At 70.1% G+C, this 15,764-nt stretch carries 12 protein-coding genes; 9 read left to right on the forward strand and 3 right to left on the reverse strand.

The genetic code is table 11. The features are described from left to right. Positions 1–30: 30 nt before the first annotated feature. From ADK36_RS42985 to ADK36_RS43005, 6 genes are all read left to right on the forward strand, one after another. Positions 31–1,647, forward strand: coding sequence for an L-lactate permease (locus ADK36_RS42985; protein ID WP_053201491.1), 1,617 nt, complete (start codon positions 31–33; stop codon positions 1,645–1,647). A 113-nt stretch (positions 1,648–1,760) separates the two neighbouring features. Beyond that, positions 1,761–3,125, forward strand: a complete 1,365-nt coding sequence (locus tag ADK36_RS42990) for a phosphomannomutase/phosphoglucomutase (protein ID WP_048586672.1) — start codon at positions 1,761–1,763, stop codon at positions 3,123–3,125. Between the two features lie 263 nt (positions 3,126–3,388). Next, entirely contained in the window at positions 3,389–3,559 is a 171-nt protein-coding gene (locus ADK36_RS47460) for a Trm112 family protein (protein WP_007382472.1), read from the forward strand. A gap of 208 nt (positions 3,560–3,767) precedes the next feature. Beyond that, on the forward strand, positions 3,768–4,895 hold the full coding sequence (locus tag ADK36_RS42995) for an SIS domain-containing protein (protein ID WP_048586673.1): 1,128 nt from the start codon (positions 3,768–3,770) through the stop codon (positions 4,893–4,895). Positions 4,896–5,033: 138 nt separating this feature from the next. Beyond that, positions 5,034–6,185 carry a mannose-6-phosphate isomerase, class I gene (gene manA, locus ADK36_RS43000; protein ID WP_048586674.1) on the forward strand — a complete coding sequence of 384 codons (1,152 nt, stop codon included), beginning with the start codon at positions 5,034–5,036 and terminating at the stop codon, positions 6,183–6,185. 225 nt (positions 6,186–6,410) lie between these two features. Next, positions 6,411–7,391: a cation diffusion facilitator family transporter gene (locus ADK36_RS43005; protein WP_048586675.1), complete on the forward strand. Its 981-nt coding sequence runs from the start codon at positions 6,411–6,413 to the stop codon at positions 7,389–7,391. A 119-nt stretch (positions 7,392–7,510) separates the two neighbouring features. On the opposite strand, the gene lepB is transcribed toward ADK36_RS43005, so the two are convergent. After that, positions 7,511–8,176, reverse strand: coding sequence for a signal peptidase I (gene lepB / locus ADK36_RS43010; RefSeq protein WP_078916721.1), 666 nt, complete (start codon positions 8,174–8,176; stop codon positions 7,511–7,513). Between the two features lie 129 nt (positions 8,177–8,305). After that, positions 8,306–10,465, reverse strand: coding sequence for a PTS fructose transporter subunit IIABC (locus ADK36_RS43015; protein ID WP_053201488.1), 2,160 nt, complete (start codon positions 10,463–10,465; stop codon positions 8,306–8,308). Positions 10,466–10,981: 516 nt separating this feature from the next. On the opposite strand from ADK36_RS43015, the gene ahcY reads away from it, so the two are divergent. Next, complete coding sequence (gene ahcY / locus ADK36_RS43020) at positions 10,982–12,439, forward strand: adenosylhomocysteinase (RefSeq protein ID WP_048586677.1); 1,458 nt, start codon at positions 10,982–10,984, stop codon at positions 12,437–12,439. Positions 12,440–12,600: 161 nt separating this feature from the next. Next, complete coding sequence (locus tag ADK36_RS43025) at positions 12,601–13,215, forward strand: hypothetical protein (protein WP_048586678.1); 615 nt, start codon at positions 12,601–12,603, stop codon at positions 13,213–13,215. A 4-nt stretch (positions 13,216–13,219) separates the two neighbouring features. On the opposite strand, the gene ADK36_RS43030 is transcribed toward ADK36_RS43025, so the two are convergent. Continuing rightward, positions 13,220–14,254, reverse strand: a complete 1,035-nt coding sequence (locus ADK36_RS43030) for an RDD family protein (RefSeq protein WP_053201489.1) — start codon at positions 14,252–14,254, stop codon at positions 13,220–13,222. A gap of 130 nt (positions 14,255–14,384) precedes the next feature. Here ADK36_RS43030 and ADK36_RS43035 point away from each other — a divergent pair, with 130 nt between their 5' ends. Beyond that, positions 14,385–15,392 (forward strand): stage II sporulation protein M, encoded by a 1,008-nt coding sequence (locus ADK36_RS43035; protein ID WP_048586680.1) that lies wholly within the window; start codon positions 14,385–14,387, stop codon positions 15,390–15,392. Positions 15,393–15,764: the final 372 nt, after the last annotated feature.

The raw sequence follows: 15,764 nt of genomic DNA on the forward strand, positions 1-15,764 counted from the left end.
TTCCGCATGGCGGAATCCGGGGAGGCGCCCGTGTACGTCCAGGAACTGGAACCCGTCGCAGGCTCGCTGGGCCTGTCCGCCTTGGTGGCGGCGCTGCCGCTCGTGATCGTCCTGGTCCTGCTGGGCGGGGTCCGGATGAAAGCCCACCTGGCGGGGCTCACGGGACTTCTGGCGGCCGTTCTGGTCGCCTGGCTCGCCTACCGCATGCCGCTCGGCCAGACGCTCTCCAGCGCCGCCCAGGGAGCCGCCTTCGGGCTCTTCCCCATCCTGTGGATCGTCGTCAACGCCCTGTGGGTGTACCGGATGACCGTCCACACCCGGCATTTCGACATCCTGCGCAGGTCGTTCGGGCGGCTCTCCGACGATCCGCGCATCCAGGCGCTCGTCGTCGCCTTCTGCTTCGGGGCCCTGCTGGAGGCGCTCGCCGGGTTCGGGGCGCCCGTCGCGATCTGTTCCGTCATGCTCGTCGCGCTGGGCTTCGAACCGGTGCGGGCGGCGGTCGTCGCGCTGGTCGCCAACACCGCGCCGGTGGCCTTCGGCGCGATGGGCACGCCGGTGGTGACGCTGGCTCAGGTCACCGGCCTTCCCCTGGACGACGTGGCTTCCGTGGTGGGGCGTCAGACGCCCCTGCTGGCCTTGGTCGTGCCGCTGGTGCTGGTCGGGCTCGTGGACGGGCGGCGAGGGCTGAAGGAGACCTGGGTCCCCGCTGTCGCCTGCGGAATCGCCTTCGCCGTGGCGCAGTTCGCCGCCTCCAACTACGTCTCCGCGCAACTCGCCGACATCGGTGCCGCCTTGGCCGGTGCGGGCGCCCTGGTCGCCGTACCGCACGCACGCGTGCCCGCCACCGAGGCCGTACGCGCGTCCGTGCTGACCGGGGCGCGCAGCGAGGAACTGGACGAGGACGATCCGCGGCGGGAAGTCGTGCGGGCCTACGCGCCGTACGCGCTGATCGTCGTGATCTTCTCCCTCGCGCAGATCCCGGTGATCAAGGACTGGCTGTCCGGGGCGACCCAGACGTACGACTGGCCCTTCCTGAACGTCGTGAACCCGGACGGGGAGCCGGTCGGCGGCAACGTCTTCAGCTGGCCGATCGTCTCCACCGGCGGCACGCTCGTGCTGCTCGCCGGGGTGTGCACGGCGGTCGTGCTCGGAGTGCACGCGCGCGTGGCCGTCCGGGAGTGGGCGGCGACCGTGCACGAGTTGAGGTTCGCCGTCCTGACCGTGACGTCCGTGCTGGCACTCGCGTATGTCATGAACCTCTCCGGACAGGCGGCCACCATCGGCTACTTCGTGGCCGCGGCCGGCGCCGGGCTCGCCTTCCTGTCGCCGGTGCTGGGCTGGTTCGGTGTGGCGGTGTCGGGATCGGACACCTCGGCCAACGCGCTGTTCGGCGCGTTGCAGGTGACGGCGGCCCGGGAGTCGGGGCTCTCGCCGGAACTCCTGGCCGCCGCCAACAGTTCAGGTGGTGTGCTCGGCAAGATGATCTCGCCGCAGAACCTCACCATCGCCTGTGCGGCCGTGGGGCTCGCGGGCCGGGAGGGGGACCTGCTGCGGCGGGTGCTGCCCTGGAGCCTGGGCCTGCTGCTGGTGATGTGCCTGATCGTCGTCGGCCAGAGCTCACCCGTGCTGGGCTGGATGCTGCCCTGACCTCCGCGCTGACCTGAGGTTACGGCTCGGAGTCCACTCGGCGGCCGCACAGCCCGCTGTCAGTGGGGGCGGGTAGTTTGGGGTGACCGATAGGACTTTCAGGAGGGTTGGCCGTGGCCGCTGATCTGTCACAGCTTGTGAAGGCGTACGACGTGCGCGGGGTCGTACCGGACCAGTGGGACGAGACACTGGCCGAGCTCTTCGGGGCTGCCTTCGTCGAGGTGACGGGCGCGAGCGCGATCGTGACCGGGCATGACATGCGGCCCTCTTCGCCCGGCCTGTCCCGGGCCTTCGCGCGCGGGGCGGCGGCCCAGGGCGTCGACGTCACCGAGATCGGCCTGTGCTCCACCGACCAGCTGTACTACGCCTCGGGCGCGCTGAGCCTCCCGGGCGCGATGTTCACGGCCTCGCACAACCCGGCCCAGTACAACGGCATCAAGATGTGCCGCGCGGGTGCGGCCCCGGTCGGCCAGGACACCGGCCTCGCGCGGATCCGCGAACTGGTCGAGGGCTGGACCGAGTCGGGCGCCCCGGCGCCGGCCGCCCGGACGGGAACGATCACCCGGCGGGACACGTTGGAGGACTACGCGGCCCACCTCCGCTCCCTCGTCGACCTGGCCTCCATCCGCCCCCTGAAGGTGGTCGTCGACGCGGGCAACGGCATGGGCGGCCACACGGTCCCCACGGTCTTCGCCGGCCTGCCCCTCACCCTCGTCCCGATGTACTTCGAGCTGGACGGCACCTTCCCGAACCACGAGGCGAACCCGCTGGACCCGGCGAACATCGTCGATCTCCAGAAGCGGGTCCGGGAGGAGTCAGCCGACCTCGGCATCGCCTTCGACGGCGACGCCGACCGCTGCTTCGTCGTCGACGAGAACGGCAACCCCGTCTCCCCGTCCGCCATCACCGCCCTGGTGGCCTCACGCGAGCTCGCCAAGCACGGCGGCAAGGGCACGGTCATCCACAACCTGATCACGTCCTGGTCGGTCCCGGAGGTCGTCAAGGAGAACGGCGGCACCCCGGTCCGCACCCGCGTCGGCCACTCCTTCATCAAGGCCGAAATGGCGAAGTCCGGTGCCATCTTCGGCGGCGAGCACTCCGCCCACTACTACTTCAAGGACTTCTGGAACGCCGACACGGGCATGCTGGCCGCCCTCCACGTCCTCGCGGCCCTGGGCGGCCAGGACGGCACCCTGTCCGGTCTGGTGGCCCAGTACGACCGCTACACCGGCTCCGGCGAGATCAACTCCACGGTCGCCGACCAGACCGGCCGCCTGGCAGCCATCAAGACCACGTACGAGGCCCAGGAGGGCGTGGAACTCGACGAACTCGACGGCCTGACCGTCACGGCCGCCGACTGGTGGTTCAACGTCCGCCCGTCCAACACGGAGCCCCTGCTCCGCCTCAACGCGGAGGCCCGGGACGAGGCGACGATGGTGAAGGTACGCGACGAGGTACTGGCGATCATCAGAGGCTGAGGGACAGTCATTTCAGCCCGTCCGGCGTTTGAGGACGAGGCCGCAGGCCGAAGCGGGGGTCCAGGGGGCGGCAGCCCCCTGGCGGGGTCGAAGGGGCGGAGCCCCTTCAAGGGACGGGACGGGTAGGGGCGGCGAGGGCGAACCCCAAGACGGCAACCACAACGCCGCCCAACCCCGGCACCCCGCCCCCACCGGCGGTACGCTGACCAGGCACATCCGCACACACGCACATACCACCCACACCGCCCCAGAAGGGACCAACCATGCCGCTGGAAGCCGGCCTCCTGGAGATCCTCGCCTGCCCGGCCTGCCACGCCCCGCTCAAGGAGCAGGACACCGAGCTGATCTGCACCGGCCAGGACTGTGGCCTGGCGTATCCCGTCCGCGACGGCATCCCCGTACTGCTCGTCGACGAGGCCCGCCGCCCCGCGTAACGCGACGCGACGGCCACCGCGAGAGCGACCGTCACCGGCCAAGGACGAGCCACACGGGGCGCCCCCGGAGTGCAGGCGTCCGGCCCCGGTGCAACAGACTCCAGCCACCGCCCCGGAACCGCCCGCCCGCGACCGAGCAAAGCCCCCACCGCACAAACCCGCGCAGGACCCGCCCCCAAGACGACCCGGCGATCGGAGGCTGCCGCCCATGCTCGACGAATCGCTGCTGGACACGCCGGAGGCGCTCGCCGAGGCCGACCGCCGTGCCCTGCTGCGCGGCGCGGCCGAAGCAGGCGCCCGTGTCCGCACCGCCGCCCGGCACGCCGCCGAGGCAGGCGTCCACGATCTCAAACCCGACGGCCGCCCCCGCGCCATCATCCTCGCGGGCCCCGGCACCGCCGCCATCGGCGTCGCCGACCTCCTCGGCACGCTCGCCGGCGTCACCTGCCCCGTCACCCGACTGGCCCCGGCCGGCGTCGCCCCCGCCGCGGGCGCCCTGCGCTGGGAGCTGCCCGGCTGGGCCGGCTCCGTGGACCTGCTGCTGATCACCACCCCCGACGGCACCGAGCCCGGCCTGTCCCTGCTGGCCGAGCAGGCATACCGCCGCGGCTGCACGGTCGTCGCCGTGGCCCCGGCCGGCTCCCCGCTCACCGAGGCGGTGCACAACAACCACGGCCTGTTCGTGCCGATGGCGACCGCCCCCTACGAGCAGGACGAAGCCCTCGCCGCCTCCGCCCCCGGCGTGCTCTGGGCGCTGCTCACCCCGCTCCTGGCGCTCCTCGACCGCACCGGCATGATCACCGCCCCGCCGGAGGCCCTGCAGAAGGTCGCCGACCGCCTCGACCACATCGCCGAGCGCTGCGGTCCCGCCATCGCGACCTACAGCAACCCCGCCAAGACCCTGGCCGCCGAACTCGCCGACGCGCTCCCGCTGATCTGGACCGAGGGCGTCTCCGCGGGCCCGGCAGGCCGCCGCTTCGCCGCCGCGCTCGCCGAACTCTCCGGCCACCCCGCTGTCGTCGCCGAACTGCCCGAGGCGCTCGCCTCGCACAACGCGCTGCTCGCCGGCAAGCTCGCGGCGAGCGCCGATCCCGACGACTTCTTCCGCGACCGCGTGGAGGAGCCACCCGCCCTGCACGCGCGCGTGGTGCTGCTGCGCGACCGCCCGCTCGGCGGCCTCACCGCCGCGCCCGCCGCCCGCGACCTGGCGCTCAGCCATGACACGCCGATCAGCGAACTGGAGCCGGAACCCGGCGGCGAGCTGGAGACCCTCGCGGAACTGATCGCCATCACGGATTTCGCCGCCGTTTACCTGGCGCTCGCCTCGGGAGCCTGATCTGTCTCAGGGCGCCCCGGCAGCCTTACGGCAGTGGACCGAAGCGGAACCGACGGCCGTACACAAGGCGAACCCGCGTCCTCCCCCCCCGAAGAGAAGCCGTCGTACTCGACTCGCAGAGAACAGGCAGACACCCGCATGGACCGCCTCGACAACACCGTCCGCCCCTACGCCTGGGGTTCCACCACCGCGATCCCGGCGCTCCTCGGAGCCGAGCCGACCGGCGAACCGCAGGCGGAGATGTGGATGGGCGCGCACCCGGGGGCACCCTCGCGCACCGCGCGCGGCACACTCGTCGAGGTGATCGAGGCGGACCCGGACCGCGAACTGGGCGCCGCGGCCGTGGCGAAGTTCGGCCCCCGGCTGCCCTTCCTCCTCAAGATCCTCGCCGCCGGCGCCCCGCTCTCCCTCCAGGTGCACCCCAACCTGGAGCAGGCGAAGGAGGGTTACGAGGACGAGGAGCGCCGCAACATCCCCGCGGACGCCGGCCACCGCAACTACAAGGACGCCAACCACAAGCCCGAACTGATCTGCGCGCTCACCGAGTTCGACGGGCTGTGCGGCTTCCGCGACCCCCTCCAGGTCGCCGACCTGCTCGACGGCCTCGGCGTCGACTCCTTGAAGCCGTACGTCGACCTGCTGCACGCGCACCCCGAGGACGCGGCCCTGCGCGAGGTCCTCACCGCGATCCTCACCGCGGACCCGGACGAAATGGCCCACACCGTCACCGAGGCCGCGGCCGCCTGCAGCCGCCTCGGCGGCGACTACGCCCCGTACGCCGACATCGCCCACCACTACCCGGGCGACCCCGGTGTCATCGCCGCGATGCTCCTCAACCACGTCCGCCTCCAGCCCGGTGAGGCCCTGTTCCTCGGCGCGGGCATCCCGCACGCCTACCTGAACGGCCTCGGCGTCGAGATCATGGCCAACTCCGACAACGTCCTGCGCTGCGGCCTCACCCCCAAGCACGTCGACGTGCCCGAACTCCTGCGTATCGTCCGCTTCGAGCCCAGCGACCCGGGTGTGCTGCGCCCGGAGGCCGCCCCGGACGGCGAGGAGGTCTACGAGACCCCGATCGACGAGTTCCGGCTTTCCCGGTACGTCCTCCCGGAGGGCACCACCGCCCACGACCTCACGCGCGCGACCCCACAGATCCTGCTGTGCACGGCGGGTTCCGTCCGCGCCGGCGAGCACGAGCTGACGCCCGGCCGGTCCGTCTTCGTACCGGCGGGCGAAAAGGCCGAAGTGTCCGGTGCCGGCACGGTCTTCCGTGCCACGGTCGTCGCCTGACCGAGGGCATCGGACGACCCGGCGAGCCATTGTCGTACCGGGCTGCAACAATGGCCCACCGGCAAAGGACGGGCAAAGCCGACCGGGGGCCGCGCGCTCCCTCGGCGACGCCTCGACCGGCGTACGTACGAAGGCCACGAGGGCTGCGAAGGCCATGCAGGCTACGAAGGCCCCGAGGGCTACACAGGCCACGAGGGCTACGAAGGCGAAGGGACAACGCGACACATGAGCGCGTCAGGCGGAACCAAGGCGATCGTGGCGGCACTCGCCGCCAACCTGGCGATCGCCGTATCGAAATTCGTGGCGTTCGCGTTCAGCGGCTCGTCGTCGATGCTCGCCGAGGGCGTGCACTCGCTCGCGGACTCCGGCAACCAGGCCCTGCTGCTGGTCGGCGGCAAGAAGGCCCAGCGCGAGGCGACCCCGCAACATCCCTTCGGCTACGGCCGCGAGCGCTACATCTACGCCTTCCTCGTCTCGATCATCCTGTTCTCGGTCGGCGGCATGTTCGCCCTCTACGAGGGCTACGAGAAGATCAAGCACCCGCACGAGATCGAGCACTGGTACTGGCCGGTCGGCGTCCTCGTCTTCGCGATCATCGCCGAGACCTTCTCCTTCCGCACGGCCATCAAGGAGTCCAACGTCCTGCGGGGCAGGAAGTCCTGGAAGGAGTTCGTCCGCCACGCCAAGGCCCCCGAGCTGCCTGTCGTCCTCCTGGAGGACCTCGGCGCGCTGGTCGGTCTTATCCTCGCCCTGGGCGGCGTCGGCGTGGCCCTGCTTACCGGTGACGGCGTCTGGGACGGCATCGGCACCGTCTGCATCGGCGTCCTGCTCGTCCTGATCGCGGTCGTCCTCGCCATCGAGACCAAGTCGCTGCTGCTCGGCGAGTCCGCGGGTCTCGAAGAGTCCCAGAAGATCGAGGCCGCCATCGTCGACGGCGACACCGTCACCCGCATCATCCACATGCGCACGCTCCACCTCGGCCCGGAGGAGCTCCTGGTGGCCGCCAAGATCGCCGTCCAGCACGACGACACGGCCACCGAGATCGCCTCCGCCATCGACGCCGCCGAAGCCCGCATCCGCGAGGCCGTCCCGATCGCCCGCGTGATCTACCTGGAGCCCGACATCTACAGCGAGGCCGAGGCCGCGAAGGGCGCCGACCGCGAGGCGACGCCCGGGGGCCCGACGCCGCACGGCACCGAGCACTGACGTTCCGTAGGACAAACGCCCTACGACAGCTCTCCGTAGGGCGTTTGTCCTACGGAGATGGGGCCCGCCGAGTCGATCGGCGGGCCCCATCACGTATCCCTCGCACCCGGCGGAGTCCGTCAGAAGTGCTGGGGCCACAAGGCGACCTGCGCCGCCGGCCGCCGCCGTATGTTCCGTGCCGTGATTCCGAGGACGAGCCCGGCGATGGCGAGGAGGAGCCCGAACAGCGTGGCCGCGGCGAGCAGCCCCGGCACGACATAGCTGTCGGTCACCCGGCCCATGACCGCACCGACGGGCACCGTCCCGTCGTGGTCCTCGGCGAAGGCACGGGAGTCGCGGGAGTTCATACGGTTGTCGCCGAGCAGGAACAGCCTGCCTTCGGGCACCGTAGCGGCGTACGGGGGCCCGCCGTTGGCGACGCCCTCCTTCACGTACGGCTCGCTGACCGGCCTGCCGTTCACGGTGATCCGCTCCTGTGCCATGCCCCTGCCTTCGCAGCAGACGATGCGGTCACCGCCCACGCCGATCACGCGCTGCATGACGGCCGCGCCCTGGTACCGCTCCGAGGCCGTGTACAGCACCAAGTCGCCCCGCTCCACCTCGTCCGCGCCGACGCGCTCGGCGACGATCCGGTCACCGATGTCGTACGTGGGCCGCATGCTCTCGCCCGAGACACTGGACAGCACATATCCCGTCCGCAGCCACAGCACGGACGAGACCACGAGCACCAGCCCCAGGACGCCCACCACCCACGCCGTGACCACGAGTCTTCGCGCCTGCTCCATCAGCACTCCCTCCCCATGCGGAACGTCCGCGGCGGCAGAGGGTAGCGGTCGTCCATGAACGGCCCGCGCGGGCCCACGGCGTGATGACCATGGGCCCGCACCTCGGACCACCGGATCTGGCTCTCCGGACTACTCGATCTCGCCCAACACCCCCAGCACGGCCCGCTCGCCCCCGGCCGCCAGCAGCCGCTCCCGGAACCCGGCATCCATCAACTTCCGTGACAGCAAGGCCAGAATCCGCAGATGCTCGTCGCCCGCGGCCGCCTCCGGCACGGCGATCATGAACACCAGCCGCGCCTTCGTACCGTCCAGCGAGCCCCACTCGACGCCCGGCGCGGACCGCGCGAAACCGACGATCGGCGCCGTCACCGCATCCGTCTTGGCATGCGGAATCGCGATCTCCTCACCGAGCCCGGTCGTGCCCTGCGCCTCCCGCCGAAGCGCGGTCGCCACCAACTCGTCGACATCCGTGACCTTGCCGGTCCCTGCCAGCAGCCCGGCCATCTCGCGGATGGCGGACTCCTTGTCGGTGGCGTCGAGTTCGACCTTCACGGTCTGCTCGGTGAGATAGCCGGAGAGGACTTCAGCGCCATCGGCCGAGGACGCGGCGGCCGGCTTCGCAGTGTCCGCGGAGGTGGGTGCGGTGTCCGCTGATGTCGATGCAGTGTCCGCGGATGTCGGTGCGGGTGCGGGTGCGGGTATTGCGGGTGCGGATACGGTCTGCGCCGCCGTCCCGGCCCCCGTGCTCGCGGGACCCACAGCCGCCGCCCCGGCCAACGCCGGCTGGGGCGTGGCGACGCCGGTGCCGAGACCCGCGCCACCGCCCGGTGCGCCGCCCCGCTTCCGCTCGCTGATGTCCACCAGAGCGACCGTCGTCAGCGCGGTGACGACCGTGCCGATCACCACGGCCACGAAGAACATCGGTACGCCGCTCACCGCGCCCAGCACTGCCACGATCGGCCCGCCGTGCGGCACCGCGTCCTCGACGCCGGCGACCCCGGCGATCGCACCGGCGACCGCGCCGCCGAGCATGTTGGCCGGGATGACCTGCGCGGGTCGCGCCGCGGCGAACGGGATCGCGCCCTCGGAGATGCCGAAGCAGCCCATGAACAGCGAGGCGAGCCCCGTCTCCCGCTCCTGCTCGGTGTAGAGCCGCTTCCGAATCAGCGTGGCCAGGCCCTGACCCAACGGCATGACCGGGATCGCCGCCGCGCACATACCCATGACCGTCTGGTTGCCGGTCGCGATGAGCCCCGCGCCGAACAGAAACGCCGTCTTGTTGACCGGCCCGCCCATGTCGAACGCGATCATGAGCCCGAGAATCGCGCCGAGCAGGATCGCGCTCGTGCCGGTCATCCCACTGAGCCAGCTGGTCAGGTGCTCGAACACCCACGAGATCGGCTTCCCGATGACGTAGATGAAGAACAGCCCGAGTGCCGTCGTCGCCACGATCGGGATCACGATGATCGGCATGATCGGCTGCGCGAACTTCGGGACCCTGACCTTCTTGATCCACAGCACCAGATACCCGGCGAGGAACCCGGTCACGATCGCCCCGATGAACCCGGCGCCCGCCTTGGAGTCGTACAGCTCACCGGTGTTGGCGATCCAGCCACCGATCATGCCCGGCACCAGCGCCGGTCGATCCCCGATGGCATACGCGATGTAGCCGGACAGGATCGGAACCATCAGCGTGAAGCCGATGACGCCGATGTTGTTGATGTCCATCCAGAAGGAGTCCTTCGGGATGACCAGACCGCCCGACGGGTCGGTGTGCCCGCCGAGCGAGAGCGAGATCGCGATCAGCAGCCCGCCGACCACGACGAACGGGATCATGTAACTGACCCCGTTCATCAGCGCCTTGTACCCGACACTCCGCTCCCTGCCCCCGCCGCCTGCTGGGGCCGCGGGGGTGCTCGCTCCCGTGTGCACCGGCGCCGACAACACCCGCTCGATCAGCCGCTCCGGGTGGCGAATGCCCTCGGCCACCCCGACGGTGAGGACCCGCTTGCCCGCGAAGCGGCTCAGGTCCACGTCCTTGTCCGCGGCGACGATGACGCCGTCGGCATGTCTGACATCGTTGTCATCCAGGACGTTTTCAGCCCCGATGGATCCCTGGGTCTCCACCTTCATGTCGATACCGCGGCTCTCGGCAGCCTGCGCGAGCTTCTCTGCAGCCATGTACGTATGGGCGATACCGGTCGGGCACGCGGTCACCGCGAGCAACCTCAACCGCTTCTGCTCGCCGCTGCCGCCACCCGTGGGGGGAGGGCCGGCCGGACTGGTCACGTCGATCTCCTAACGCCTTTGTCACGCGGAAACGCCGTCCCGGACGCCCCGCAAGATCGATCAGTTGTTCAGATCTCCTGGGCATCCTGCACCACCTCACCGAAGACTCAAAGGCGCCTTTGACCCACTTCATCCCGGTCTATCGCCTCCTGTGCGCCCTTCGTTGGTGTCCCGTTGTCGCTCCCGCACAGCACTCCCGCACACAACCGTCACCACACCTGCCGCTGCCCCCGGCCACCGGCCACCCTCCCCGCTCCCAGCCCTTCGATGGCGCGATCTGTGCGCAGGCGGACTGGGGACGGCCGGGCCTCCCGGTGTAGCTTGGGTCAGAGCCAGACGTCGCTGCTGATGGCGGTCGGGCGGTCCTGACGCGGACCGGCCGAGGGAGAGAGGGCCTCCGACGGACTGCGCTGCGCGCACGCGGGCATGCCTGTGTCCTCTTCGGGCACCCCTGTGTCCGCCGCCGCGCAGACCAGCCGTACCCACCCTCGCCCCAACCCCGAGGAGCAGCTCGTAATGACGACTGTCGAGAACCGACAGGACTTCAAGGTCGCCGACCTCTCCCTGGCCGAGTTCGGCCGCAAGGAGATCACCCTCGCCGAGCACGAGATGCCCGGCCTGATGGCGATTCGCAAGGAGTACGCCGAGGCGCAGCCGCTGGCCGGCGCCCGCATCACCGGTTCCCTGCACATGACCGTGCAGACCGCCGTCCTCATCGAGACCCTGGCCGCCCTCGGCGCCGAGGTCCGCTGGGCGTCCTGCAACATCTTCTCCACCCAGGACCACGCCGCCGCCGCGATCGCCGTCGGCCCGAACGGCACGCCCGACAACCCGCAGGGCATCCCGGTCTTCGCCTGGAAGGGCGAGACCCTGGAGGAGTACTGGTGGTGCACGGAGCAGGCTCTGACCTGGCCGAACACCCCCACCGGCGGCCCCAACATGATCCTCGACGACGGCGGTGACGCCACCCTCCTCGTCCACAAGGGCGTCGAGTACGAGAAGGACGGCAAGGTCCCCTCCGTCGACACCGCCGAGTCCGACGAGCACCGCGTCATCCTCGAACTCCTGCACCGCACCATCACGGACGGCTCGCAGAAGTGGACCCAGCTCTCCTCCGAGATCCGCGGCGTGACCGAGGAGACCACGACCGGCGTCCACCGCCTGTACGAGATGCAGCGCGACGGCGTCCTCCTCTTCCCGGCGATCAACGTCAACGACGCCGTCACCAAGTCGAAGTTCGACAACAAGTACGGCTGCCGTCACTCCCTGATCGACGGCATCAACCGCGCCACCGACGTCCTCATCGGTGGCAAGACCGCGGTCGTCTGCGGCTACGGCGACGTGGGCAAGGGCTGCGCGGAGTCCCTGCGCGGACAGGGCGCCCGTGTGATCGTCACCGAGATCGACCCGATCTGCGCCCTCCAGGCGGCGATGGACGGTTACCAGGTCACGACGCTCGACGAAGTCATCGACAAGGCCGACATCTTCATCACCACGACCGGCAACAAGGACATCATCATGGCCTCGGACATGGCCAAGATGAAGCACCAGGCGATCGTCGGCAACATCGGCCACTTCGACAACGAGATCGACATGGCCGGCCTCGCCAAGATCCCGGGCATCGTCAAGGACGAGGTCAAGCCGCAGGTCCACACCTGGAAGTTCCCCGACGGCAAGGTGCTGATCGTCCTTTCCGAGGGCCGCCTGCTGAACCTGGGCAACGCCACCGGTCACCCGTCCTTCGTGATGTCCAACTCCTTCGCGGACCAGACCCTGGCCCAGATCGAGCTGTTCACCAAGCCGGACGCCTACCCGACCGGCGTCTACACGCTGCCCAAGCACCTGGACGAGAAGGTCGCGCGCCTCCACCTGGACTCGCTCGGTGTGAAGCTGACGAAGCTCCGCCCCGAGCAGGCCGCGTACATCGGCGTAGAGGTCGAGGGCCCGTTCAAGCCGGACCACTACCGCTACTGAGCCGAGTCGCTCCTCCGAGGCAGGCCCCCGCACCCCCGTGCCGGGGGCCTGCCCCTTTGGCCGTGCGGCCCCTTCAGTCCGTGCGACCCAGGTGCCCCACGTGGCCGGACCGGACCGTCAGGTCGGCAAGCCACCAAGAGCCATCAAGACCCAGGATCCCGATGCCCCGCGGCCGCTATTCGCTCCATGATCCGCACGATCACACCCCCCTCGCAGAAGAGCACTTCCACTGCGCCCCCGGCCCTTCCGGCTGGCGCTACGTCTCCCAACTGACCACCCCCGCGGGCGATCACAGCGGCTCCGTCGACCTTGCCCTGGACGAACTCGGCCGCCCCCTCCGGCTCGAACTTCACGCAGGTGGCTGGCAGGTACGCGGTGCCGCCCTCGACGGCGTCACCTGGGTCCGTACCGACCCCACCGGGGCTCATGCCACGGAAGGCAATGTGCGCGCCCATGCCTTCACCGGGACGTCCCCCGCGTTCCTCATCGCCACCGCTCGTCTCCTGCGCCTCACCCCTTCCGACTCGGCAACCCGCCTCCGCCTCGTGGCCCTCACGGACCCGGTCCTGGCCCCCCGCACCGTGGACCAGTCCTGGGCCCTGGTGAACAGACAAACACACGCCACTGACAACGGCCCTCTGACCGTGGACGAATACCAGGTCACAGCCCTGGACACGGGCGAGCAGCACGCCGTACACATCGCGGGCGACGTGGTCCTCGCGGCACCGGGCATCGAACTGGAGGACCTGGACTCGCCGCCGTCGACGTTCGCCTGAGCAGCTACGCCGGTGGCGCGAAGCCGGTGGCGGGCCGGTCGTCCGATGGCACCTCGTCGGGCGCCGGACCCTGTCGTTCGACGTCGTGCGGTGTGAGGGAGGGGCGATCCCCTTCCACCTGCCCGGCGGGCTGGCCGCCGACGGGAGCCACCCTCTCGCTGTACGGGGCAGGCGGAGGTGATGCAGCGGCGGGAGGCATGACCGGTGGGCCGTACGCTCCCGGCCCGCCGGCCGCGGCTCCGCCACCACCCACAGCACCTGCGCCGGTGGCCGCTCCGCCCGCGGTCCCTCCGTTGCCGAAGGCACGCCGCGCCTCCCGCGTCTGCCGTTCCTGCAGAACCGCCGCCAGATACGCGGCTGGCGGCACGCCCTGCGGCGCCGGGGCGCCCGTGTGCGCCGCGACGTCGGCCGCAAGGCGCTCCGCCATGCTCCAGCCGACCTGAGGGTCGAGTTGCTGCATGCGCGTCAGGTACTGGCGAACGGCGAGCCACAGGCCGTCGGGAACCGCCGACAGGTCAAGCCCTGAAAACCTCCCGGCCAACCACGGCGGAGGCGGGGGAACGAAGCCCGTCCGCGCGAGCGGCACTCGTTCCCGTACGACGAGCGTCCCCGCGAACACGTCACCGAGCCGCCGCCCCCGCGCGGACACCAGCGAAGAGACGACGGCGACGACACCGAGCGTCATAAGAATCTCGATCACGCCTATGAGCCCACGCACCAGTGCATGCCGGAACCGGATCGGTCCGCCGTCGTCGCGCACCACTCGCAACCCGCACGCAAGCTTCCCGAGCGAGCGCCCATGACTCAGCGTCTCGACCGCGATCGGCCCGCCGACCAGCAGCAGAACGAACAACGCGATCGACAGCGCGGTCTGCGCCGCCTCGTCCAGAGAAGCGGTGGCAGCAACCACACCAATGGTCACGACGATGTAGACGATCACAGCCACGGCCAGATCCAGCAGCACGGCCAGCGCCCTGCTGGGCAGCTTCGCGGGGCGCAACTCCAGCGCCACCGCCTCGCCCGTCACCAGCTCACTCACGCCGTCCGCCCTTCCCCTGACCTGCCTGTGGAATGGCCAGTCTGCCAAGCTGAGGGCGCATCGCGCCGCAGTACGACAAGCTGACGTCCACGATGAGTCGCCGACGAACAGCCGGGGAGCAGGAAACCAGATGGACCTCGACGTCTTCGTCACCGCCCACCGAGCCGAGTGGGACCGCCTCGACGCGCTCCTCGGCCGCCAACGCCGCCTCACCGGTGCCGAGGCCGACGAACTCGTCACGCTCTACCAGCGCACTGCCACTCACCTGTCCCTGATCCAGTCCAGCGCACCCGACCCTCAACTGACCGGTCGCCTCAGTCAACTGGTGGCACGCGCGCGTAGCGCCGTGACAGGGACCCGACGCGCCTCCTGGCGGGATGTCACCCTCTTCCTCACCCATGGATTCCCGGCCGCGGTCTACCGTTCGCGCCACTGGTGGGTCCCCACGGCACTCCTCTCCACCCTTGTCGCGGCCCTGCTGGGCTGGTGGATAGGCACCCATCCCGAAGTACAGGGCACCATCGCGGCCCCCAGCGAACTGCGCGAGCTCACCCGCCCCGGCGGCCAGTACGAGACGTACTACTCCAGCCACCCCGCGGCGTCCTTCGCGGCCCAGGTCTGGACGAACAACGCCTGGGCCGCCGCACTCTGTCTGATACTCGGCGTCTTCCTGGGCCTCCCCGTGCTCTGGATCCTCTTCCAGAACATGCTCAACCTCGGCGTCGGCTTCGGCCTGATGTCCTCGGCAGGCCGCCTGGACACCTTCCTCGGCCTCGTCCTGCCGCACGGGCTCCTCGAACTGACCGCGGTCTTCGTCGCGGCCGGCACTGGCCTGCGCCTCGGCTGGACCCTCATAGACCCCGGCCCTCGCACCCGACGCATAGCCCTCGCCGAGGAAGGCCGAGCCGCGATCGGCATGGCGATAGGCCTTGCCCTCGTCCTCTTCGTCTCCGGCGCCATCGAAGGCTTCGTCACCCCATCGGGCCTGCCCACCTGGGCACGCATCAGCATCGGCATCGTCGCTGAACTGGCCTTCCTCGCATACGTGTATGTACTCGGCGGACGTGCCGCCCGCGCCGGGGAGACCGGCGACGTCGACGCGGCTGAGCGCAGCGCCGCCGTTCCGACCGCCGCCTGATGTGCGGACACGCATGTTCAGCTGCTAGTCTCCTCTTCGCCCCACAAGAGCCGTTGACACGGAGCGCGTGGGGAGGTAGATTCGAACAGTTGCCTGGAAGTGGATGTAGTCCCACCGGGCAGAGTGAGTGTCTGTCTGCTTCAGCGGAACATTGATTCCCGAGAAGCCCCTCCCGATGATTCGGAAATGAGTGGCCGGTCCGTCCAGCTCGAAGCTTCTGATAAAGTCGGAGCCGCCGGAAAGGGAAACGCGAGAGCGGAAACCTGGAAAGCGCCGAGGAAATCGGATCAGAAAAAGATCTGATAGAGTCGGAAACGCAAGACCGAAGGGAAGCGCCCGGAGGAAAGCCCGAGAGGGTGAGTACAAAGGAAG

This window comes from Streptomyces viridochromogenes, from assembly GCF_001270495.1.
GTDB lineage: Bacteria > Actinomycetota > Actinomycetes > Streptomycetales > Streptomycetaceae > Streptomyces > Streptomyces viridochromogenes_A.